Here is a 20,907-nt window from a genome sequence, read left to right on the forward strand (position 1 = left end):
TTGACCCAGGCGTGCGGCGTCGGCTCGCTGACCAGGTAACGAAGTGGCGTCAAATGTGTTGCAGCGACCTGACGGTCCGAGCACGACGACTACGATGATCGCCGTGAAGGCCCCGGCAAACGGTGACAACTGGTACGGCCTGACTGATCAGGAACTGCCGATTGGCGACGCGTATTCGTGGTCTGTTCGACCGGATTGCGGCGCCGTTGTGTTGTTCAGCGGCACGATCCGCAACCATGCCGAGGGGCGAGACGGCGTTGAGTACCTCACGTATGAGGCCTACGAAGAGCAGGCGGCACAGCGGTTTGCGGCAATCGGCGACGAGTTGCGCACGCGCTGGCCTGACGTCGGTCGCGTCGTGTTGATCCACCGGACGGGTCAATTGCAGATCGGGGAGTCGTCGGTGATTGCGGTTGTCTCGGCGCCCCATCGCCCGAACGCGTTCGAAGCAGCCCGCTTTGCGATCGACGCGCTGAAAGAGACGGCGCCGATCTGGAAACACGAAGTCTGGGCCGACGGCTCCGACTGGGGTACCGGCGCACACGACATCATCGACCCTGCGTCGGTCGGAGCAACCACATGAGCACGGGCATCATCATTCTGATCGTCGCGATCATTGTGGTCGTTGCGGTGGCGCTTGGTCTCAGACTCCGCAGTCGCGCCGCCAACGACGGCGTTGACTCCTTTCGTCGGCAGATCAATGCCCTGTCACCCGAGGCACGCAAACCCACCGTTGATCAGGTGAAGTCGGCCGAACGCTCGGACGGCGACGAGCGCGCCGACGACGGCGACGTCGCGTGACGGCGTTTGTTGCAACAGCCTGGCGCAGGGTGCTCGTTCGGGTGACCGATCTGCGCCAGACTGTCGCTGAAATGAACAGTCATTCGATTGTCAACGTGAGCAACTGATGGCACGCGACCTCGCCATTGACCTTGGCACCGCCAACACGCTGGTCTACATGAAGGGCCGCGGCATTGTCTTGAACGAGCCGTCGGTCATCGCGCTCAACCGGCAAACCGGTGAAGTGCTCGCCACGGGTCGCGAAGCCTGGCAGATGATCGGGAGAACTCCCGGCTACATCGTGGCGGTTCGGCCCCTGAGGGGCGGTGCCATCACCGACTTTGAGATCACCGAACGGATGATTCGACTCTTGTTGCAGCGTGTCGGAGTCAGCCGCTTCACCCGCCCCAAAGTGGTCATCTGTGTCCCCTCGGCCATTACCGAGGTCGAGCGACGCGCCGTGACCGACGCCGCTCGCCGAGCAGGTGCTGCAGATGCCAACTTGATCGAGCAGCCGATGGCCGCCGCGATCGGTGCCGATCTGCCCATCGACGAACCGGTCGGCAACATGGTCATCGACATCGGCGGGGGGACGAGTGAGACCGCAGTCATCAGCCTGGGCGGCATCGTGGCCCTCGAAGCTGTTCGCGTCGGCTCGTTCGACATCGACGCGGCGATCCAGAACTACGTGCGACGCGAGCACGGCATCGCGATCGGTGAACGGACAGCGGAAGAAATCAAGGTCGCGATCGGCTCGGCCCATCCGACGCTCGATGAGAATCAGGCCGAGGTGCGCGGTCGCGACCTGATGACCGGGCTACCGAAGACCGTCCTACTCACTCCTGAAGAGGTGCGTTTCGCGATCGAAGACGTCATCTCTTCGATCGTGGCGTCGGTCATCCGGTGTCTGTCGAAGGCGCCGCCCGAGCTGTCGCAAGACTTCCTGGTGCGCGGCATGTATCTCGTGGGTGGCGGTGGGCTGCTGCGCGGCCTCGCCGAGCGCATTGAGCGCGAGACGAAGGTGCCCGTGAAGATGTCAAACGTGCCGCTGGAGGCAGTTGTGCTCGGCGCTGGACATGTCATCGAGCACTACGAAGCGCTCAAGGGCATGTTCATGGGCGCTCGGCGCTGACGCGAGGCAGCTTCGCTGCTCGCGGTGTGGCGTGAACTCCTCGCCGAGCAATGGCAGAGGCTCCAGGCGCGCGCCATGTCGCCCACGTGAACATGGGCGTATGGTCTGGCGATGCGGTTGGCTTCGGAGATGCTCGATGATTATCGCGACGGGTTTGCGCAGCTCATCGATGAGTTCGACGTACCGAAGAGCTTCCCACCCGAGGTGTTGGATGCTGCGGAAGTCGCAGCGCGGCGACCGCTCGGTGGGTCGGACTCGCCGCACGTCGATCGGACCGGCGTCGAGTTCCTAACGCTCGACCCGGCAAGCAGCACTGACCTTGATCAGGCCTTCGCGATCGAACTGGCGGGGAGCCACAGCGATGCCGACGTCATCCTCCGCTATGCCATCGCCGATGTCGGTTGGTTTGTTCGACACGGCGACCTGATCGACCGTGAGGCATGGAAGCGTGGAGTCACCGTGTACATGCCGCATGATCGAGTCGGACTGCATCCTCCGCGCCTTGCCGAAGACGCTGGGTCGCTGCTCCCCGGTGCACCCAAGCCGGCAGTCGTGTTCGTTGTTCGCATTGCGCCAGACGGGTCGGTCACCCTTGACGGCGTCGAACGAGCGATGATCCGCAACCGTGCAAAGCTCGCGTACTCGACGGTTTCTCCCGGAGACCTTCCTCCTGCCTTTCCCGAACTGGCGCGCCGCTTCGAGATTGGCGAGCGAAATCGCGGGGCCGATCGGATCCAGATGCCCGAACAAGAGGTCGTTCGACGCGACGACGGGGGATTCGACTTGAGATTTCGGCCGCGCAACGATGCCGAGAATCAGAACGCCGCCATGTCGCTTGCCACCAACATGGCGGTCGCCGACGCTCTGCATGCGGCTGGTACCGGCCTCTTTCGGACGATGCCAGCGGTCGACGAACGCAGGGTTGGTCGGCTCCGCCACACCGCTCGGGCATTCGGACTCGAGTGGCCGAAAGCCCAGGCGCTATCCGACTTCGAGCAGTCGCTTCCTGCGGGCGACCCGAAGACCTCGGCCTTCCAGTTGGCGGTTCGGCGAGCAAGCGGTGGTGCCGCGTACGAGCCGTTCGATCCCAACGTGAAGCCCTGGCATGCCGCTGTTGCTGCGACCTACAGTCACGTGACGGCGCCTCTGCGTCGACTGGCTGACCGGTACGTCATCGATGCGGCACTTGCCGTCGCGAACGGCGACCGAGTGTCAGCGGAGACCGAGCAGGCGTTCATCGACTTGCCGCAGGCGATGCGCCAAGGCGACAGTCGCGCGAATCGCGTTGACCGCGCTGCGATCGATCTTGCCGAGGCCGTTGTGCTCCACGGGCGCGAAGGCGAAGTGTTCGAAGCTGTCGTCACCGACGAAGATGATCGCGGTGCTCGGATCCAAGTCCGCGACCCCGCAATCGTGACGCGGGTCGCTGCCCGCCGCGTCGACCCCGGTGACGACATCAAGGTGAAGTTGGTCAGCGCCGACCCCGCCGAGCGCCGCGTCGACTTCGAACGCGTCGGCTGAAGCTCCCTTCCCTCGCACTCCCTTTTCCCTTTCTCATTTTCCCGTTTGCGTGGGGATTTTTGCGGACCGTTCCGCGAAAATTCGCACACAAACGGCTGGGAGCGGGCTGGAAATGGGATCAGGCCGGGGAGAAGCGGCTGACGGTGCCGGTATTGCTCACGGCGAACAGGTCACCTTCGCCGCCAACGGCAATGGCTGTGAGGTTGGCGAGTTCAGCGAGGTCAACAACGATCGGTGCGCCCGGTTCAGACGTGGGGTCGTACCCCCAAATTCGTCCCGAGCAGAAGTCGCCATAGACGTACCAGCCGAAGAGATCCTCGATGACGTCGCCGCGGTAGACCGCGCCGCCGCTGACGGAACAGTTGCCATCGTCGTGGCGGTATTCAACGACCGGCCCAGTGTGTCCAGCATCGTCCTGGTCGGTGTTGAATCGTTCTGACCCCTCGAAGGCGCTCCATCCGAACGACAGTCCCTTGCCAGCTCCCTGGCCGCTGATTGCCGGCGCGAGGTTGATCTCTTCGATGTCGCCTTGGCCAACATCAGCAATCCACAAGTCGCCGGTGAGCGAGTCAAAGGAGAACTTCCACGGATTGCGGAGGCCAAGCGACCAGATCGTGGGGTCGGCGCCCTCGGCGTCGACGAACGGATTGTCGGGCGGCGTGGCAAATGGCGCGTCGGCCGTCGGCTGCGGATCGATGCGGAGGATCTTGCCGAGACGGCTCGACAGCGCCAACGAGTTGCGCTCCGGGTCGTCGGCAGACCCGCCGTCGCCCAGTGCGAGGTAGAGATAGCCGTCAGGTCCGAACGCCAACTCGCCACCGTTGTGATTGCCGAATGGCTGCTCGACGGTCAAGACCTCCCGGCGGGACTCGACATCGAAGATGGCAGTGACCGGGTCGATTGCGTACTCGGCCACCACGGTGTTGCCGGATTCGTTGCTGTAGTGGACGTAGGCGCGATCTGCAGCAGGATCGAATGCCGCACCGAGCAACCCTCGTTCTCCGTTCGCAGCCGTCCGGTCGGTGATGTCGAGTACGACCTCGGTCGACAGATCGTCAAAGGCCAACACCCGGCCTCCCTGTTCGACAACAAAACTCCGGACATCGCCGGGACGAGTCGTGAGTTCAACGGGCGTGTCGAATTCGGCGACCTCGACGAGCTCGACGGATGGAACCGGCAGTGGCCCGGTCGCCACCGTGGTCGAGGGACCGTTTGCTAATTCCTCGGGTGACGCGGTGGGAAGGTCGACGTTCGCTGCGGGCTCGAGCGGAATCGTCGTGGTCGGCACCGGCCCAGCGTCGGTCGAGGCTGTCTGGGTCGTCGTGTCAAGCACAGTGTCGGGCACCGTGGCAAAGGTTGCCGCCGGGTCGTTCGGAGGGTTCGCTCCGGAGTTTTCGCCATCGCCATCGCCACTGCCGTCTCCGCATCCAGCGAGGAGCAGCGCGACGCCGAGTGCGGCGCCGGCGACAGTCCGTCGGCTCACGATCGACCTACTCGCGTGAGTCCCTCCTGGACGACACTGATGGCGAGTTGACCGTCGGAGGTGAAGATCGAGCCGCGCGCCAAGCCGCGCGCTGAGGTGGTGCTCTGTGCGACCTGGTCGTACAGCATCCACTCGTCGGCGCGGAACGGCCGGTGGAACCACATCGCGTGGTCGAGGCTCGCCATCTGCATCCCGGGGCTGTCCCACGCCAATCCGAATGGCAGCACCGTGGTGTCGAGCAACGTCATGTCGCTCGCGTAGGTCACGATGCAGGCATGCAGCACCGGGTCGTTGGGAAGCTCACCGTTGGCGCGGAGCCAGACTTGCTGCGTCGAGGAAGGATTCCCTTTTCGCGACATCGGGTCGCCGTTGACGTAACGGACATCGATTGGACGCGGCTGGTCGTACCAGTCGCCGATTTGGTCGGCGTACGGAGCCATGCGTGTCCTGAAGTCGGGGAGCGAATCAGGACTGGCGAGGCCCGTCGGCATGTCGACCTGGTGGTCGGGCCCGGGCTCTTCGTTGTGGAAGCTGGCCTGCAGGTTGAAGATCGCCTTGCCATGTTGGATCGCCACGACGCGGCGTGTGGTGAAGCTGCGCCCGTCCCGAATGCGATCAACCTCGTACAGAATCGGCGTCTTCGGATCGCCGGGACGCAAAAAGTAGGCGTGGAGCGAGTGCACCATCCGCCCCGGTTCCTCGATCGTGCGAGCAGCGGCAACCAGGGCTTGGCCAGCGACCTGGCCGCCGAAGACGCGCTGCCGATTCTCATCGGTTGACACCCCGCGGAACATGTTGACCTCAATCACTTCGAGATCAAGCAACCTCACCAGGTCGTCAAGCGCTGCCTGGTGGTCGTCAGGATGTGGGTCAGTCGCCGCGTCGTCGCTCATTGCGCTCCCAGGTTGCCATGCCGCGGCCCAGAAGCGGACGTTGTTCCTACAGTCGGTTCGCTCGCCCACCCGTTGGCCATTCGCGGGATCAAATGGCCGACCAAGCTGGAGGGGGAGTGGCGGGCCTACATTTGGTCAATGGAGCAACTCGATCTCACTTCCGACCAACTGCTGTCGACCACGCGTGCCGTCCGCAAGCGGCTCGACATGGATCGGCCCGTGCCCGATGACGCCATCCGTGAATGTGTCGCGATGGCGATGCAGAGCCCGTCGGGTTCGAACAACATGACCATGCAGTTCGTCGTGGTGCGCGATGAAGCGAAGCGGCAGGCGATCGGCGACATCTACCGGCAGTGTTTCGACGTCTACCGATCGATGGATGGCGTGTACGCCGGCTCGATCAAGAAAGAGACGGAGGAGGCACAGGCGCAGCAGATGCGCGTCACCGACTCAGCGGAGTACCTCGCTGAACACATGGGTGATGCGCCGGTGCTGGTGATTGCGTGCTCGAAAGCTGGCCGACTCGACAACGTGCCCGCGATGCGGGCAGCTTCGTCGATGGGCAATGTGCTGCCCGCCATGTGGAGCTTCATGCTCGCAGCGCGGGCCCGTGGCCTCGGGACGTGTTGGACGACGGTCGGTCTGATGATGGAGCAACAGATTGCTGACGTGGTCGGCATTCCGTACGACGAAGTGCAGCAGGCATGCCTGACGCCGATCGCCTACACGAAGGGCACCGATTTCAAGCCCGCTGGCCGCGCTGACCCTGACACGATCATTCATTGGGACACTTGGTGAAGTTGACCGAGCCACGTCGTTCGCTTGCGCTGTCGACCAAAGGATTCATGCCGGAAGATGAGGGTGACGCGTTGTGGGTTGCCGCGATGGAGGCCGTAACGGCTGTCCCCGATCTGGCAATGCTCGAACTCGGTTCGTATTGCGGGCGCTCAACCGTGTGGCTGGGCGACGTCGCCGAGCGGGCGGGAACGGTGCTGTACGCCCTCGATCATCACCGTGGGTCAGAAGAGAACCAGTCCGGATGGGAACATCACGATGCCGAAGTGGTGGACGAGCGCGTCGGCAAGATGGACACCCTGCCCTTCTTTCGCGCAACGATCCACGACGCTGGTCTCGAAGACGCGGTGATCGGCCTCATTGGCCGGGCGCCGCGCATCGGCGCATCGTGGGCCACGCCGCTGTGTTTTCTTTTCATCGATGGCGGTCACGGTGAAGAACCGGCTCGCCGCGATTACGAACGATGGACTCCGCATGTCGCTGTCGGCGGCACGCTGGCCATTCATGACGTGTTCCCCGACCCTGCCGATGGTGGGCGGCCGCCGTACGAGCAGATCTACCTACCGGCTCTTGAGTCCGGTCGATTTGTCGAGCGCGCCGCGACCGGCTCGCTCCGCATCCTCACCCGCGTCAACTGACAGGGATTTTCAGGTGGCGTCGATGCGCATCTGCAGCGCCGTGGCACCGTTGCGAAAACCGGCCCGGATCATGTCGGCGATGGCGCCGGCGAGTTGATCGACGTCGCCATCGATTGTCGTTGCGAACGGCCCCATGTCGGCGGTGAGACCGGCTGCGGCCGCAGCGTCGAGGACTGCAGCGACGTGCGGGCCCGGGTCGTTCTCGCGGAACGGCTCCACCAGGATTTCGAGATGTGCGTCGGCCATGGACGCAGGGTACCCACGGTGTCCGAGCGGGTGTGACACCGCCGTACATGGCAGCGCCCGAGAGTCCGGTGCTTGACGTTTTGTAAAGCTCGTTTGGTACTGTCGGCACCGTGATCGATGCTGACCCCGAACCCAGTGCGGCTGGCGCGACCACCGGTCTGCGGATTGACAGTGACCGGCTGGTCTCGCGATTGATGGCGCTCGGCGAGATCGGAGCGATCGACGGCACGACCGGCTGTGCTCGGCTCGCGCTCACGGACGAAGATCGTGCGGGTCGCGATCTCGTTGTTACCTGGATGCGCGACCTAGGCCTCGAGATCTCGATCGACGGCATCGGCAACGTCATTGCCACCATGCCGGGCTTCGATGGGGTCGCGCCGGTCATGACCGGTTCGCACATCGACACGGTCGGTACCGGCGGCCGATATGACGGAAATCTGGGTGTGCTCGGCGGGCTTGAAGTGATCGAGACCGTCATTGCTGCCCGTGAACGCGGCGAACTTGAGCTCACCCGGCCACTCGCTGTTGGCTTCTTCAGTGATGAAGAAGGGGCTCGTTTTCCGCCCGACATGCTCGGCAGCTTGGTCTACGTCGGCGGTATGGCCGTCGAGGACGCACTCCTGATCGAAGATGCCAACGGCGCTGTGTTCGGCACCGAGCTCGAACGGATTGGCTACGCCGGCCCGGCACCCCTGCCGGGTCCCGCACCGCACGCTTTCGTTGAGCTGCATATCGAGCAGGGTCCGGTGTTGGAAGATGAAGACGTCACGATCGGGGTCGTTGAAGGTGTCCAGGGCATCTCATGGACTGAACTGACGCTCAACGGAGAGTCATGCCACGCGGGGACCACTCCGATGCGTCTCCGTCATGACCCCGGGTACGTCGCGGCCCGCATCTCAGCTCAGGTGCGCGAGCTCACCAGCGAGTTCGGTGAACCTCAGGTCGGCACCGTGGGTGCCATCACGTTGGTGCCGAACCTGGTCAACGTGGTGCCGTCCATTGCCACGCTGACCGTGGACTTGCGCAATACCGATGAAGACACGCTGCAGCGAGCTGAAACCAAGTTTCGAGGTTTCGTCGCCACGACGGCTGAAGCCGAAGGTGTTGGCGTCGAGACGCGAATGCTGGCGCGATTCGAGCCGGTCGAATTCGACGAGCAGGTCATCGACATCGTCGAGCGTTCGGCGGGGGCACTCGGCATGTCTTCGCGTCGTATGCCATCGGGGGCTGGTCACGACGCTCAGATGTTCGCTCGTGTCTGCCCAACGGCAATGATTTTCACCAAGAGCGTCAACGGCATCAGCCACAACGTGACCGAGTACACCGAGCCGGAAGATCTTGAGGCAGGCACCAACGTGCTGCTCCAGACCATGCTCACACTTGCAGAAACAGAGTTCGGATGACCCGAGAAATTGTCGTTGGTGCGGCCCAACTGGGCCCCATCTCTCGCGATGACACGCGCGCCGAAGTTGTGGAGCGACTGTTGACGTTGCTCCGTCGAGGTGCGGAGCATGGCTGCGAACTCGTCGTGTTTCCCGAACTCGCACTCACCACATTCTTCCCCCGTTGGTTCCTCGACGAGGGCGATGAGGCGGGCATTGCTGGCGACACCACCGAACTCGACAGCTACTACGAAACGGCGATGCCCAACCCTGTGGTGCAACCGCTCTTCGATGAGGCGAAGCGCCTGAAGGTCGGTTTCCATCTCGGGTACGCCGAGCTCACTGACCCGAACGACCCGCAGGGCGATGGCACGCAGCACCGCTACAACACGGCCATCCTCGTCGACCGGGAGGGCGAGATCGTCGGCCGGTATCGCAAGGTCCACATCCCGGGCCACGAGAACCACGAGCCGTGGCGGAATTTCCAGCACCTCGAGCGGCGCTACTTCGAAGAGTCACCGGAGGGCTTCGACGTGCATGAGGCGTTCGGCGGCGTCTTCGGCATGGCGATCTGCAACGACCGTCGCTGGCCCGAGACGTATCGCGTCATGGGGCTGCAAGGCGTCGAGATGGTGTTGATCGGATACAACACGCCGCTCAACTACGCGCCGGACCCGTCGCAGAATCCATTGCAGGCGTTCCACAACCACCTCGTCATGCAGGCGGGTGCATACCAGAACGGCACATGGGTCGTCGGCGTCGCCAAAGGCGGGATCGAAGAAGGCGTCGAGTCCTTGGCCCAGACCGCGATCATCGCGCCATCCGGCCAAGTTGTGGCGCAGGCGACGACGATCGGCGACGAGTTGGTCACGGCGCGCTGCGACCTTGACATGTGCGAGCGCTACAAGAAGACCTTGTTTGACTTCGACCGTTATCGGCGGCCCGAGACGTACAGCCTGATCACCAACTTGAACCCCACTCCGGGAGCAACATGAGCGAATTCATTCTGAACGGCGAGACGGTCACGGCTCGCGACGATCATCCGCATCTACTCGCCGCGCTACGCGAGGAGCTTGGCATCACGTCGGCCAAAGATGGCTGTTCACCGACGGGTCAGTGCGGTTGTTGCACCGTGCTCATTGACGGCAAGGCACGTGTGTCGTGCCAGACATCGATGGAGAAGGTCGCCGGTTCCGAGGTCGTCAGCCTCGAGGGAATGGATCCAGCCGAGGTCGACCGTATGGCCGACGCATTCGCGGCGTGCGGTGCGTTGCAGTGCGGGTTCTGCACGCCCGGCATTGTCGTGCGGACCAAGGCATTGATCGACAAGAACGGGACCAACCTGACCCGCGAACAGGCGTCGCGCCACCTCGGTGCACACCTGTGTCGTTGCACCGGCTACATCAAGGTGCTCGATGCCGTCGAGGCGCTCGCTCAGGACAACGTGCCCGTCGTCGTGCAGCCGAAGGGCGTCGGCACGCGCGGCGCAAAGTACGAGGGTCGCGAACTGTCGATCGGTATCCGGGACTTCATCGATGACATGAACCCCGAGGGCTGCCTGCATGGCGCCCTGCGGTTGACTGATCATGCGCGTGCTGACATTCGGTCGATCGATGCGACAGCTGCCAACGCTGTCGATGGTGTGCGCGGTGTGTTCACTGCTGCTGATATTCCAGCGGCGCGCCGCGTCGGGATCATCCACAAGGACTGGCCCGTCATGATCCCCGAGGGTGGACGTACCTCGTATCTCGGTGACGTGCTCGCCGTGGTCGTTGCCGAGACGCGCCAAATCGCGCGGGCTGCCGCCGAACTCGTTGTGATCGAGTACGAGATTCACGAGCCGATGGTTGATCCGGTGCGCGTGATTCACTCCGACGAGCCGGCCGTGTGGGAACTCGATGGCAACGTGCTGTCCACGTCCGCGTACAGCCGTGGCGACGTCGATGCAGCGCTCGCCGAGTCCGCATTCACGGTGACCGAGACGTTCCAGACCCAACGCATCGAGCACGCGTTCCTGGAGCCCGAATCGACGCTCGCCGTCCCGTCGGGCGACGGTGACGACCGGTCGTTGTACGTGTATTCCGGCGGCCAGGGCATCTGGGATGACCGCAACGACATCGCGGCGATGCTGGGGATCTCCGAACAACGCATCACGACTGAACTGGTGTCGAACGGAGGGGCGTTCGGCGGTAAAGAGGACATGTCGAATCAGGCCCACACTGCTCTGGCGGCATGGCACACCGGGAGTCCGGTGAAGATCACGCTGTCACGCGAAGAATCGCTGCTGATGCATCCGAAGCGTCATCCGATTCGGATGGAGTACCAAGCCGGCTGTGACGCTGATGGCAAGCTCACGGCAATCAAGGCGCGGATGATCGGTGACTCGGGACCGTACGCATCGGTCGGCATGAAGGTGCTCGAACGGGCGGCCGGCCACGCGACGGGGCCCTACGTCGTGGGCAACGTGGCCGTCGAGGCCATTGCTGCACGGACGAACAACTCCGTGTGCGGTGCCTTTCGGGGCTTCGGAGCCAACCAGGCGCAGTTCGCTATGGAAGGCGTGCTCGATCGGCTCGCCGAGCAACTCGGGATCACTGGTTGGGAGATCCGCGACCGCAACGTGGTCACGCCCGGCGTCACGTGGGGCCCCGGACAGGTCATGGACGACGGTTGCAAGGGCGCCCGCGAATGCCTTGATGCCGTCAAGCCGGCCTACGACGCTGCGATGGCGGCAGGCAAGTCCGTGGGTCTCGGTCTCGGATTGAAGAACTCGGGCTTGGGCAATGGCTTCAAGGAGATTGCCAAGGCGGTCGTGCACTTCCGTGCGCCCGTTGACGGCGAGCCGGGCAAGGTTGAGGTGCGGCACTGCTGGACCGAAATGGGCCAGGGGGTGCATACCGTGGCGCTCCAAGTTGCAGTCGAAGAGCTCGGTATCGACGCTGAGCGGATCGAAGTCATCGTTGACTCGACGCGTGAACTCGGGGCCGGGCAGACCACCGGAAGTCGCGGCACCCTGATGGGTGCCGGATCGGTGAAGGCCGCCTGTGAGGCGGCCATTGCGGGAGGTCGCGAAATCGGCATCGATTACGAAGGTGAATATCGCGTCGACTGGACCAATTCGCTTGGCGAAATCGAGGCTGCGAAGGCGGCCGGCGAAGCCATCGAGAACCCGATCATTCACTCGACGTTCGGCTACGCGGCGCAGGTGGTCGTGCTCGCTGAGGACGGCACTGTGGAGAACGTGGTTGCTGCGCACGACGTCGGTAGAGCGGTCAACCCGATGTTGTGCGAAGGCCAGATCGAAGGGGCGGTGCACATGGGGTTGGGCTATGCGTTGAGCGAAGGGTTCCCGTGCGACGAGAGCGGACGACCGACGAATGCCACGCTGAAGAGTCTCGACATCATCCGACCGAAGGACATGCCGTCGGTGGACGTGATCTTGGTCGAGTCGCCTCAGCCTGACTCGCCGTACGGCATCAAGGGCGTCGGCGAAATCGGCCTGGTGCCCACGGCCGGTGCCGTTGCTGCGGCTCTTCGCCAGCACTCCGGCGATTGGCACAACGAACTCCCCATGATCAACGAGAGCAACCGTGAACGCGCTACTGCTTGGACCTGAGAGCCATCGCTCTGCGGCCGAACCGGTCCGTCTTCATCCCGTGGTGAAATGGACGAAGACGTGACCGCGGTGACCGCGGGATTGGTGTGTGCACATCACCACCTGTACTCGTCGCTCGCTCGTGGCATGCCGCCGCCGCCGAAGGTTCCGGCCAACTTTCTTGAGATCCTCGAGAACGTGTGGTGGCGGCTCGACACAGCGCTCGACCTCGACATGATCGAGTGGTCGGCAAAGCTTGGTGCGCTCGACGCGCTCGAAGCGGGAACGACCGCGATCATCGATCACCACGAGTCGCCCCGTGCGATCGAGGGGTCGCTGTCGGTCATCGCCGACGCGGTCAACGAGGTCGGCGTGAGAATCAACACGAACTATGGGATCACCGACCGTCATGGCGTCGATGGCGCGGCGCGGGGACTGGCCGAGAACGATCGATACCTGACTGAGCTCGCCGCCGCCGGTGCCTCTCAATCGGGACTGCGCACCGGCATGGTCGGTGTGCATGCGGCGTTCACGTGCAGCGATGACTCGCTTGCAGCTGCCGCTGACCTCGCTGCACGGCACGGGGTCGGCGTGCACATCCACGTGGCCGAGGGACCGGACGACATCGGTGTCGAAGATCGGATCCGCGATCTCACTCGCGATGAGTGGCTCCTGATCCATGGCGTCCACCTGCCGACCGATCACGGTCTGCGCGGGACCATCGTGCACAACCCGCGGTCGAACATGAACAACTCGGTCGGGTACGCCGATCCCGCGCGCTTTTCGAATCGCGTTGCGCTCGGCACCGATGGCATTGGCGCTGACATGCTCGCTGAGTTCCAGCTCGCCTACGTCAAACAGCGTGACCAGGATGTGAGTGCGACGCCCGACGCTGCTTGGTCGTGGATGGCAAGCGGGTGGGAACTGTTTCCCGAGGCATTGGCGGACAGCGTCACCTGGTCGTATTCCACAATTGAGCCGTGGCACGTCGCGTTCACGCCCACGATTCGTGCGATTGATGTCGATATCAACGGCGAGCCGGCGTTGCGTGACGGAGTTGCGACGCGTGTTGACGCTGACGAAGTTCGCGCCAAGGCGGCCGAGCAAGCCGTCCGCCTCCACCGTGCACTCGAGTCGTAGCGACTCACTCGTGCCTGGCACCAAGTGACTGCATCGCGCCTACGATTCGAGCGTGTCCGAAATGCATCCGCTCGCTGTGGCGTTGCGGCCACTGGTTGACGCTGCCGGCGCAGAGACCGTCGGGGCCTCGGACGTGACCGGATCAGACGTGGCCCTGATCTGGAACGGTGACATCGTGGCAGGTGTCCGACTGCCTCCGATCCACGGTTCGCTCGACCGCATCATCGCCGTGGTGGAAACCGAGCTTGGAGCGCCGCTTCCGACGCTCTCGCGACCCGGCAAGCAACAGGCGATCCGCCGACTCGACGAGCTGGGCGCGTTCGTGCTGCGTCGCGCCGTCGAAGACGTCGCCGAGGCAATGGGCATGAGCCGGATCACCGTGTACAGCTACTTGAACGCACTCCATCGCTGAGAATGCGGGCGCTGGTGAGGTGGTTGTTGCCGGAATTCACCGTCTGAGATCATTGCGCTCGCTGTTTTACAGTTTGTAAAGTGCGGGGATGACGCACGAGGCTCCGCCGCTCACTCCGATGTCGTTGAGCACGTTGCTCGGACGGATCGGACACGAGTGGGAGACCCGCAAGCGGATCTTCGACTTGCCGACGGCGCGGTTCTGGAAGCCTGACGACAACATCGATCTCTCTTTCGAGTTCCTCGGTCGGCGCGCAGCGTCACCGCTCGGTCCCGCTGCAGGACCACATAGTCAGATGGCCCAAAACATCGTGTTGGCGTGGCTCGGTGGGTCGCGCCTTTTTGAACTGAAGACGGTGCAGGTGCTGGATGATCTCGAGATCGCCCGTCCGTGCATCGACATGGAAACCATTGGCTACAACATCGAGTGGAGCCAGGAATTGCTGGTGGCGCAAAGTGTCGAGGAGTACACCAAGGCCTGGATGATCATCGAGATCCTCCGGCAATGGGAACCGCTGCGTGAGTACGTCGGCCGGGACTCCGACGGCGACCCTGGGCCGCACGTGTTCGACATGTCGGTCGGCTACGACCTCGCGGGGATCCAGACGCCGAAGGTGGCGGGCTTCATCGACGCGATGCGCAACGCGAGCGCGGAGATCGAACGATTGCGACCCGAGATTGCCGCAGACCCGAGCGGCGTGTTCGCCGAGTTTGCCGACATCGAGTTCTCGCCGGTCATCTCCGACACCGTCACACTGTCCACGTTCCACGGATGCCCACCTGACGAAATTGAGCAGATCACCAAGCATCTGATCGACGCGCACGACCTTGACATGATCGTCAAGCTCAACCCGACGCTGCTTGGCCCGGCAGGCGTGGCCGGAATCGTGCACGGTCACCTCGGCTACAACGACGTGCGACTCGTCCCGAAAGCCTTCGAGGACGACCTGCATCTCGAACGCGCGATCTCGCTCATTCAAGAACTCAATCAATACGCCAAGGATCGCGGCCATCGTTTCGGTATCAAGCTGACCAACACGTTGGTTGTCGACAACCACAAGCAGTGGATGCCGGATCAGACGATGTACCTGTCCGGTCCGCCGTTGCATGTCCTTGCCACTGCGGTGCTCGACTTGCTCGCCGACGCATTGCCGGGCCAGTTGCAGATTCCCGGCCACGATGACGGGGCACATGGGGGCGCCGGTGACATCATGGTCAGCTTCTCGGCGGGCATCGACAAGGAGAACCTGGCTGCGGCAATTGCGATGGGGGTGCGCCCGGCCAGTGTGTGCTCCGATCTGCTCAAGCCTGGCGGCTACGGCAGGCTCGCACCGATGCTCAAGGCGCTCACCGCAGCGGTCAGCGACGCCGGAGCAACCGACCTCGACGGGTTCCGCGCCGAGCGCCTCGTCGCCGCTCGGGCGGCGGGCCATCGTGACACTGCTGCCGAACACTTTGCCTTCGTTCTCGGTGAGGGGAAAGCAAAGTACGAACTCGCCGGAAACGAAAAGTTGCCGCGCTCGGTCGACCACGACCTTGAGATGTGGGGGTGTGTGGCCTGCAACTTTTGTGTCACGGTGTGTCCCAACGACGCATTCTTCAAGCTGCCGACGCCGAAACCGGAGGCGGATCCCGCTGGCCTGTTCGCCGAGGTCGAGGGCCGACAGCAGTACCTCGTGTTCAGTGAGCTGTGCAACGAATGCGGCAACTGCCTGACGTTCTGCCCTGAAAACGGAGATCCAGCAGTCATCAAACCACGGCTGTACCTCGACGCCGAACGCTTTGACGCGGCGAGCGGGGAACGCTTCTTACTGACGTCGTCCGGGCAGGTTGAAGCCACCGCGGGAGGTGGCGCGGAGGCAGCAGTGCCGACGTTGGTCGCGTTGCTGAACGCTGCCGAGGGGCTGCCGCTTCGGCTCGACTAGCCGACTATTTCAGTGCACCCTTTACGAATCGTTAACCTCACCGAAACGATTTGAGCCGTTCACTGGGGGACGTTTGATAGCCAAGCCGAAGATGCGCGCAGATGTCGGGAGCATCAGGTCCTCCGCGCTCGTCCGTCCGTTCGTTGCGCTTGCTGTTCCGCTCGCGGCGGTGGCGGTTGCGTTCACCATCGGAGCGATCATGCTGTTGGCCCTTGGGGCCAACCCGATCACGGGCTACGCAGCGTTGCTCGACGGTGCCTTCGGTGGATGGAATGAGCTGGCAGACACCGCGATCAAGTCTGCGCCGTTGCTGCTCGTCGGCGTGGGCATCTGTATTGCCTTCAGAGCCGGGGTCATCAACATCGGCGGTGAAGGACAGATCATTGTCGGCGCGATCTTCTCCACGGTGGTGGCACTCGCATTGCCTGAACTGCCGCGGGTTTTCCTGGTCCCGTTGGTCTTGATCGGTGGCGCCATCGGCGGTGGCATCTGGGGTGCGATTCCCGGCGCACTGAAGGCCTACGCGGGGGTCAACGAGATTCTCAGCACCATCATGATGAACATCATCGCCGCGCAGTTCCTCAGCTTTCTGCTGCAAGACCTGCTGACCGACAAGGCGTCGGGGGCGATCAAGATTCAGCAGACCGAACGGCTGTCCGAGAATGCGGATCTTCCGCTGCTGCCCGGGGACACCCGGCTGCATCTCGGTGTGGTCATCGCCGTCCTCGTCGCCGTGCTCGGGTACGTGCTGCTCTTCCGCAGTGCGCTCGGGGTGCGTCTTCGAGCGGTCGGACACAACGCCAATGCGTCGCGGTACGCCGGCATGCCCGTGAAGCGGAGCATCGTCCAAGCGCTTGCCTTCTCGGGTGCGTGTGCTGGCATTGCCGGCGCGGTGCTCGTCTTCGGATCGGAATCGCATCGACTCATCGCCGAAGGCGGGGCGTCCGGCTTCACGCAAAGCGCAGGCTTCAACGGCATCGTCGCAGCACTGTTCGGCAGCCTGCATCCGCTGGCGACGATTCCGGCCTCGTTCTTCTTCGGAGGCATGCTCACCGGCGGCATCGCACTCCAGCAGGAACTGCAAGTTCCTGCTGCGCTCATCGTGGCGCTGAACGGCATCGTCGTGCTGTTCGTTGTCAGCAGCCTGAAGCTGCGCTCACGGCTGACTGCGTGGGCCGAATCGCCGGGCACGGGGTTCACGCAGGTCGAAACCGACCACGACCCAACGGTGCCGCGCACCGAGGACTCCTTGCTGGCATCAACGGCTCGGCCGCCCGGCTCCTCCGCCCCGTCGGCTCCCCACGAGGGTGATGCCTGATGGGCGACTTCTTCACCGTGTCGGTCCTCGTGGCCACGCTCGCATCTGGTATCAGATTGGCCACGCCCTTTCTCCTGGCGGGCCTCGGGGAGACCATTGGCCAACGCAGTGGCGTGCTCAACCTTGGCGTCGAAGGCGTCATGCTGCTTGGCGCTTTCACCGCCTACTACGTGACGCTCGAGACCGATAGCCCGACGCTCGGGATTCTCGCCGCCATCATGGTGGGACTGATGATGGGGCTGGTCTATGCGTTCATCACGCTGGTGATGCAGGCGGAGCAAGGCATCAGCGGTATTGGCATCTACCTTTTCGGGCTCGGGTTCACCGACCTGCTGTTCCAGAAGAACGTCGGGACGCCGATCCCAATTTCCGGACTTGGCGACATCCACATCCCGCTGCTCAGTGATATCCCGAAGATCGGTGAGATCTTTTTCCAACACAGCCTGCCGGTCTACGTTGCGTTCGCTCTGGTGCCGGTCGTCTGGTTCATGATCAACAAGACGACGTTCGGTCTGAATATTCGCGCTGTCGGCGAAACGCCCGAGGCTGCTGACACCCTCGGTGTGAGCGTCAACGGCACGCGCCTCATCACGATCCTCATCGCCAACACGATGGCGTGCCTCGCAGGCGCGGCACTGGCCCTCGAAGTCGGCATCTTCCAGCAGAACCTCACAGCGGGCCAGGGATTCATCGCGATCGCCCTCGTCTACTTCGGAGCCTGGCGCTCCTATGGCGTGATGCTCGGCGCACTGCTCTTCGGCATCGTCCAGGCAACGGTGCTGCAATGGAAGACCCTCGGCATTGTCGAAGGGGCCACCGCAAGTCTCACGGCCATGGCGCCGGCGCTGCTCACCATCGTGGTGCTCGTCATCGTCAGCCGCCGTGTCGCCGCACCGTCCGCCCTCACGCGTCCGTTCGACCGTTCGGGCTGAACAAACAGATCACTGCAACACACCACACCACACCAATAAGGGGAGCAACATGAAAGCCAGCAAGACCAGAGCCATCGCATCAGCGGCAGCCGCCTTTGCACTTGTCACCTCAGCCTGCGGCAGCGATGACGCAGCTGATGAGCCTGCCGCCGAACCGCCGGCAGAAACTGAAGCAGCCGCCGACGAACCTGCTGCCGAGCCTGCTGCGGAGCCGATGAAGATCGGCATCGTCGCACCGAGCGCCGAGAACGACCTCGCATGGTCCCAGTCGATGTTCGATTCGGTCAATCGTGTTGGCGAGGGCCGTGACATCGAAGTCGCCATTTCTGGTGGCCTCTTCGTCGTCGAAGATGCCGCCGCAGCCCTTCGTGGGTACGCAGAGGACGGCTTCGACCTCGTCATCGCGCACGGCACTCAGTTCGGTGGTCCTCTGCAGGAGATCGCTGACGATTTCCCTGAGGTTGCCTTCGCGCTGGGCACGTCAACCGACTTCTTCGGCAAGGACAACATCTTCGCCTACTCCGTCGATGCCGGCCAGGGTGGCTACGTGAACGGCGTGATGGCCGCTCAGCTCACAGCGTCGAACGTCATCGGCGTGGTCGGTCCGGTACCGGCAGGCGACGCCAAGCTCTACATCGACGGCTTTGTCGCTGGCGCGGAAGCACAGAATCCCGACGCTGAAGTCAACGTCAACTACATCGATTCCTTCGGTGATGTGCAGCTCGCCTCGGAGGCGGCCAAGGCCCACGTGGCCAACGGTGCCGACGTGCTGACCGGTACAGCTCAGATGGTCGTCGGTGCCACCGGCGTCGCCGCCGAAGAGGGCATCCCGTGGTTTGGCACGCAGTCCAACCAGACCGACCTCGGTGCTGACATTGTCGTGTCGTCGCAGGTGTACCACTGGGAGATCGTGCTTGAGCAGATGCTCGACAAGATCACTGCTGGCACGCTCGGTGGCGAGGCCTTCGTGATCTCGTTCGAGAACATGGGACTCGAGATGGAGTACAACGACGGCTTCGGTCTCGACGCGAGTGTTCGTGCGAGCGCCGACGCCACCGTCGCCGGGATTTCAGAGGGAACCATCGAGGTCCCCGCAGGCGAGTGACCGACTGGGTGTGACACCTGGTGCCATGCACCAGGTGTCACACCACGGTTTCCATCCAGGGAGCATGACGATGAGTACGACACCGATGTTGAAGATGACGGGGATCACCAAACGATTCCCTGGCGTTGTCGCGAACGACAGCGTGGATCTCACGGTGCTGCCTGGGCAGGTGCACACCCTTCTCGGCGAGAATGGGGCGGGCAAGAGCACGCTGATGAAGATCCTCTACGGGCTGTACCTGCCCGATGAGGGAACGATCGAACTGAACGGCGAGCGAGTCGATATCACCTCGCCGACCGATGCGATTCGCCAGGGCATCGGCATGATTCACCAGCACTTCATGTTGGTGCCCACGCTCACCGTCGCCGAGAACGTGGCGCTCGGACTTGGAGGGCGCCGTGGCCTGGCGGACATGCGCCCCATCAAGGCGCGGATCCTGGAAGTGTCTGAGCACTACGGGCTACATGTCGACCCTGATGCCTACATCTGGCAGCTTGCTGTTGGCGAGCGACAGCGCGCCGAAATCCTCAAAGCGCTGTATCGCGATGCCGAACTGCTCGTGCTCGATGAGCCGACTGCGGTGCTCACGCCACCCGAAGTGGACGATCTGTTTGTCACGCTGCGCCAGATGCAGGCCGACGGCAAGGGCTTGATCTTTATCTCGCACAAGCTGCACGAAGTGATGGACTTGTCCGACGAGATCACGGTGTTGCGGAACGGCAAGGTGTCGGGCCATACCCGGCCAAGCGAGTCGTCGCGCGAGCACCTGGCTGAGCTGATGGTCGGGCGCCCTGTCGAGCTCACCCGAACAGTCCTGCCCCAAGATGCTGGGGACATACAACTTGCTGTCGACGATCTTGATGTCGTCGGCGACCGTGGGAATCTTGCGGTCAAAGACCTTTCGATCCAGGTTCGTTCGGGCGAAATTGTCGGCGTCGCCGGCGTTTCCGGCAACGGACAGCGCGAGCTTGCAGAAGCGATCTTTGGACTGCGTCCCGTCGCCCGAGGTGAAGTCACCATCGCCGGCGCCCCGGTTGCATCACCCGCACCTGATGCGGTGCGCTCCATGGGGTTGTCCTATGTGCCCGAGGAACGCATGCGCGACGGTGCGATCGGCGAGTTCACGGTCGCCGAAAACCTGATGCTCGTCGACTACAAGACCGATCCGTACACCAAGAACGGACTCCTCAATCAGTCGGCCATCGACGAGCGCTGCGAGCGGCTCACGGCTGAGTACCGGGTCAAGACGCCCACGATCGACACGCCGACCAAGAACCTCTCAGGCGGCAACATCCAGAAGGTTGTCATCGCCCGCGAGTTCAGCTGCGGAGCAACAGCGCTCGTGGTCGCCCAGCCGACTCGCGGTGTCGACATCGGCGCGGCGGAGTACATCCACGAGCGGCTGCTTGAGCAACGAGCCGACGGTGCCGCCATCCTGCTGATCTCCGAAGATCTCGACGAAGTGATGGAACTGTCCGACCGCATCATCGTCCTGCTCGAAGGCGAGATCATGGGCGAGGTGGCTCGTGCCGACTTCAACGTGAACGACATCGGCCTGCTGATGTCTGGGGTGACGTCGACTGCGTCGACGGCGTCGGCCTGACGGCCGAC

19 protein-coding genes are annotated in these 20,907 nt (G+C 63.4%); 16 read left to right on the forward strand and 3 right to left on the reverse strand.

What is annotated here, in order from left to right; genetic code table 11:
• Window positions 1–94 precede the first annotated feature (94 nt).
• From ACH2DW_RS08280 to ACH2DW_RS08295, 4 genes are all read left to right on the forward strand, one after another.
• Window positions 95–583 carry a molybdenum cofactor biosynthesis protein MoaE gene (locus ACH2DW_RS08280; RefSeq protein ID WP_394929265.1) on the forward strand — a complete coding sequence of 163 codons (489 nt, stop codon included), beginning with the start codon at window positions 95–97 and terminating at the stop codon, window positions 581–583.
• Window positions 580–801: a hypothetical protein gene (locus ACH2DW_RS08285; protein WP_394929266.1), complete on the forward strand. Its 222-nt coding sequence runs from the start codon at window positions 580–582 to the stop codon at window positions 799–801. The genes ACH2DW_RS08280 and ACH2DW_RS08285 overlap by 4 nt, the downstream gene beginning before the upstream one ends.
• Window positions 802–907: 106 nt before the next feature.
• A complete protein-coding gene (locus tag ACH2DW_RS08290) occupies window positions 908–1,912 on the forward strand; it encodes a rod shape-determining protein (RefSeq protein WP_394929267.1) in 1,005 nt (334 codons plus the stop codon).
• Window positions 1,913–2,023: 111 nt separating this feature from the next.
• A complete protein-coding gene (locus ACH2DW_RS08295; protein ID WP_394929268.1) occupies window positions 2,024–3,433 on the forward strand; it encodes an RNB domain-containing ribonuclease in 1,410 nt (469 codons plus the stop codon).
• Window positions 3,434–3,551: 118 nt separating this feature from the next.
• Here the strand turns inward: ACH2DW_RS08295 and ACH2DW_RS08300 are convergent, their stop codons facing one another.
• Window positions 3,552–4,916, reverse strand: coding sequence for a PQQ-dependent sugar dehydrogenase (locus ACH2DW_RS08300; RefSeq protein ID WP_394929269.1), 1,365 nt, complete (start codon window positions 4,914–4,916; stop codon window positions 3,552–3,554).
• The gene (locus ACH2DW_RS08305; protein ID WP_394929270.1) at window positions 4,913–5,809 is read right to left on the reverse strand and encodes an acyl-CoA thioesterase; all 897 of its coding nucleotides are present in this window, start codon (window positions 5,807–5,809) and stop codon (window positions 4,913–4,915) included. Before ACH2DW_RS08305 ends, ACH2DW_RS08300 begins: the two co-directional genes overlap by 4 nt.
• A gap of 138 nt (window positions 5,810–5,947) precedes the next feature.
• Here ACH2DW_RS08305 and ACH2DW_RS08310 point away from each other — a divergent pair, with 138 nt between their 5' ends.
• Both ACH2DW_RS08310 and ACH2DW_RS08315 read left to right on the forward strand, forming a co-directional pair.
• On the forward strand, window positions 5,948–6,607 hold the full coding sequence (locus tag ACH2DW_RS08310) for a nitroreductase family protein (RefSeq protein WP_394929271.1): 660 nt from the start codon (window positions 5,948–5,950) through the stop codon (window positions 6,605–6,607).
• 47 nt (window positions 6,608–6,654) lie between these two features.
• Window positions 6,655–7,242: a class I SAM-dependent methyltransferase gene (locus ACH2DW_RS08315; RefSeq protein ID WP_394929300.1), complete on the forward strand. Its 588-nt coding sequence runs from the start codon at window positions 6,655–6,657 to the stop codon at window positions 7,240–7,242.
• A gap of 9 nt (window positions 7,243–7,251) precedes the next feature.
• Here the strand turns inward: ACH2DW_RS08315 and ACH2DW_RS08320 are convergent, their stop codons facing one another.
• The gene (locus ACH2DW_RS08320) at window positions 7,252–7,488 is read right to left on the reverse strand and encodes a thiamine-binding protein (RefSeq protein WP_394929272.1); all 237 of its coding nucleotides are present in this window, start codon (window positions 7,486–7,488) and stop codon (window positions 7,252–7,254) included.
• Between the two features lie 110 nt (window positions 7,489–7,598).
• Here ACH2DW_RS08320 and ACH2DW_RS08325 point away from each other — a divergent pair, with 110 nt between their 5' ends.
• The 10 genes from ACH2DW_RS08325 (at window position 7,599) to ACH2DW_RS08370 (ending at window position 20,899) form a co-directional block, all read left to right on the forward strand.
• Complete coding sequence (locus ACH2DW_RS08325) at window positions 7,599–8,891, forward strand: Zn-dependent hydrolase (RefSeq protein WP_394929273.1); 1,293 nt, start codon at window positions 7,599–7,601, stop codon at window positions 8,889–8,891.
• Window positions 8,888–9,865, forward strand: coding sequence for an N-carbamoyl-D-amino-acid hydrolase (locus tag ACH2DW_RS08330; RefSeq protein ID WP_394929274.1), 978 nt, complete (start codon window positions 8,888–8,890; stop codon window positions 9,863–9,865). The genes ACH2DW_RS08325 and ACH2DW_RS08330 overlap by 4 nt, the downstream gene beginning before the upstream one ends.
• A complete protein-coding gene (locus ACH2DW_RS08335) occupies window positions 9,862–12,486 on the forward strand; it encodes a molybdopterin-dependent oxidoreductase (protein WP_394929275.1) in 2,625 nt (874 codons plus the stop codon). Before ACH2DW_RS08330 ends, ACH2DW_RS08335 begins: the two co-directional genes overlap by 4 nt.
• Before the next feature lie 48 nt (window positions 12,487–12,534).
• Window positions 12,535–13,605: an amidohydrolase family protein gene (locus tag ACH2DW_RS08340; RefSeq protein ID WP_394929276.1), complete on the forward strand. Its 1,071-nt coding sequence runs from the start codon at window positions 12,535–12,537 to the stop codon at window positions 13,603–13,605.
• A gap of 61 nt (window positions 13,606–13,666) precedes the next feature.
• Window positions 13,667–14,017, forward strand: a complete 351-nt coding sequence (locus tag ACH2DW_RS08345) for a helix-turn-helix domain-containing protein (RefSeq protein WP_394929301.1) — start codon at window positions 13,667–13,669, stop codon at window positions 14,015–14,017.
• Between the two features lie 88 nt (window positions 14,018–14,105).
• On the forward strand, window positions 14,106–15,941 hold the full coding sequence (locus tag ACH2DW_RS08350; RefSeq protein ID WP_394929277.1) for a 4Fe-4S dicluster domain-containing protein: 1,836 nt from the start codon (window positions 14,106–14,108) through the stop codon (window positions 15,939–15,941).
• 91 nt (window positions 15,942–16,032) lie between these two features.
• Window positions 16,033–17,259, forward strand: coding sequence for an ABC transporter permease (locus ACH2DW_RS08355; RefSeq protein WP_394929278.1), 1,227 nt, complete (start codon window positions 16,033–16,035; stop codon window positions 17,257–17,259).
• Window positions 17,259–18,191, forward strand: a complete 933-nt coding sequence (locus ACH2DW_RS08360) for an ABC transporter permease (RefSeq protein ID WP_394929279.1) — start codon at window positions 17,259–17,261, stop codon at window positions 18,189–18,191. Before ACH2DW_RS08355 ends, ACH2DW_RS08360 begins: the two co-directional genes overlap by 1 nt.
• Window positions 18,192–18,240: 49 nt before the next feature.
• Window positions 18,241–19,296, forward strand: a complete 1,056-nt coding sequence (locus ACH2DW_RS08365; protein ID WP_394929280.1) for a BMP family protein — start codon at window positions 18,241–18,243, stop codon at window positions 19,294–19,296.
• Window positions 19,297–19,366: 70 nt separating this feature from the next.
• Complete coding sequence (locus ACH2DW_RS08370) at window positions 19,367–20,899, forward strand: ABC transporter ATP-binding protein (protein ID WP_394929281.1); 1,533 nt, start codon at window positions 19,367–19,369, stop codon at window positions 20,897–20,899.
• Window positions 20,900–20,907: the final 8 nt, after the last annotated feature.

Origin of the sequence: uncultured Ilumatobacter sp., assembly GCF_963980585.1 — a bacterium.
In the GTDB taxonomy this organism is placed as follows: domain Bacteria; phylum Actinomycetota; class Acidimicrobiia; order Acidimicrobiales; family Ilumatobacteraceae; genus Ilumatobacter_A.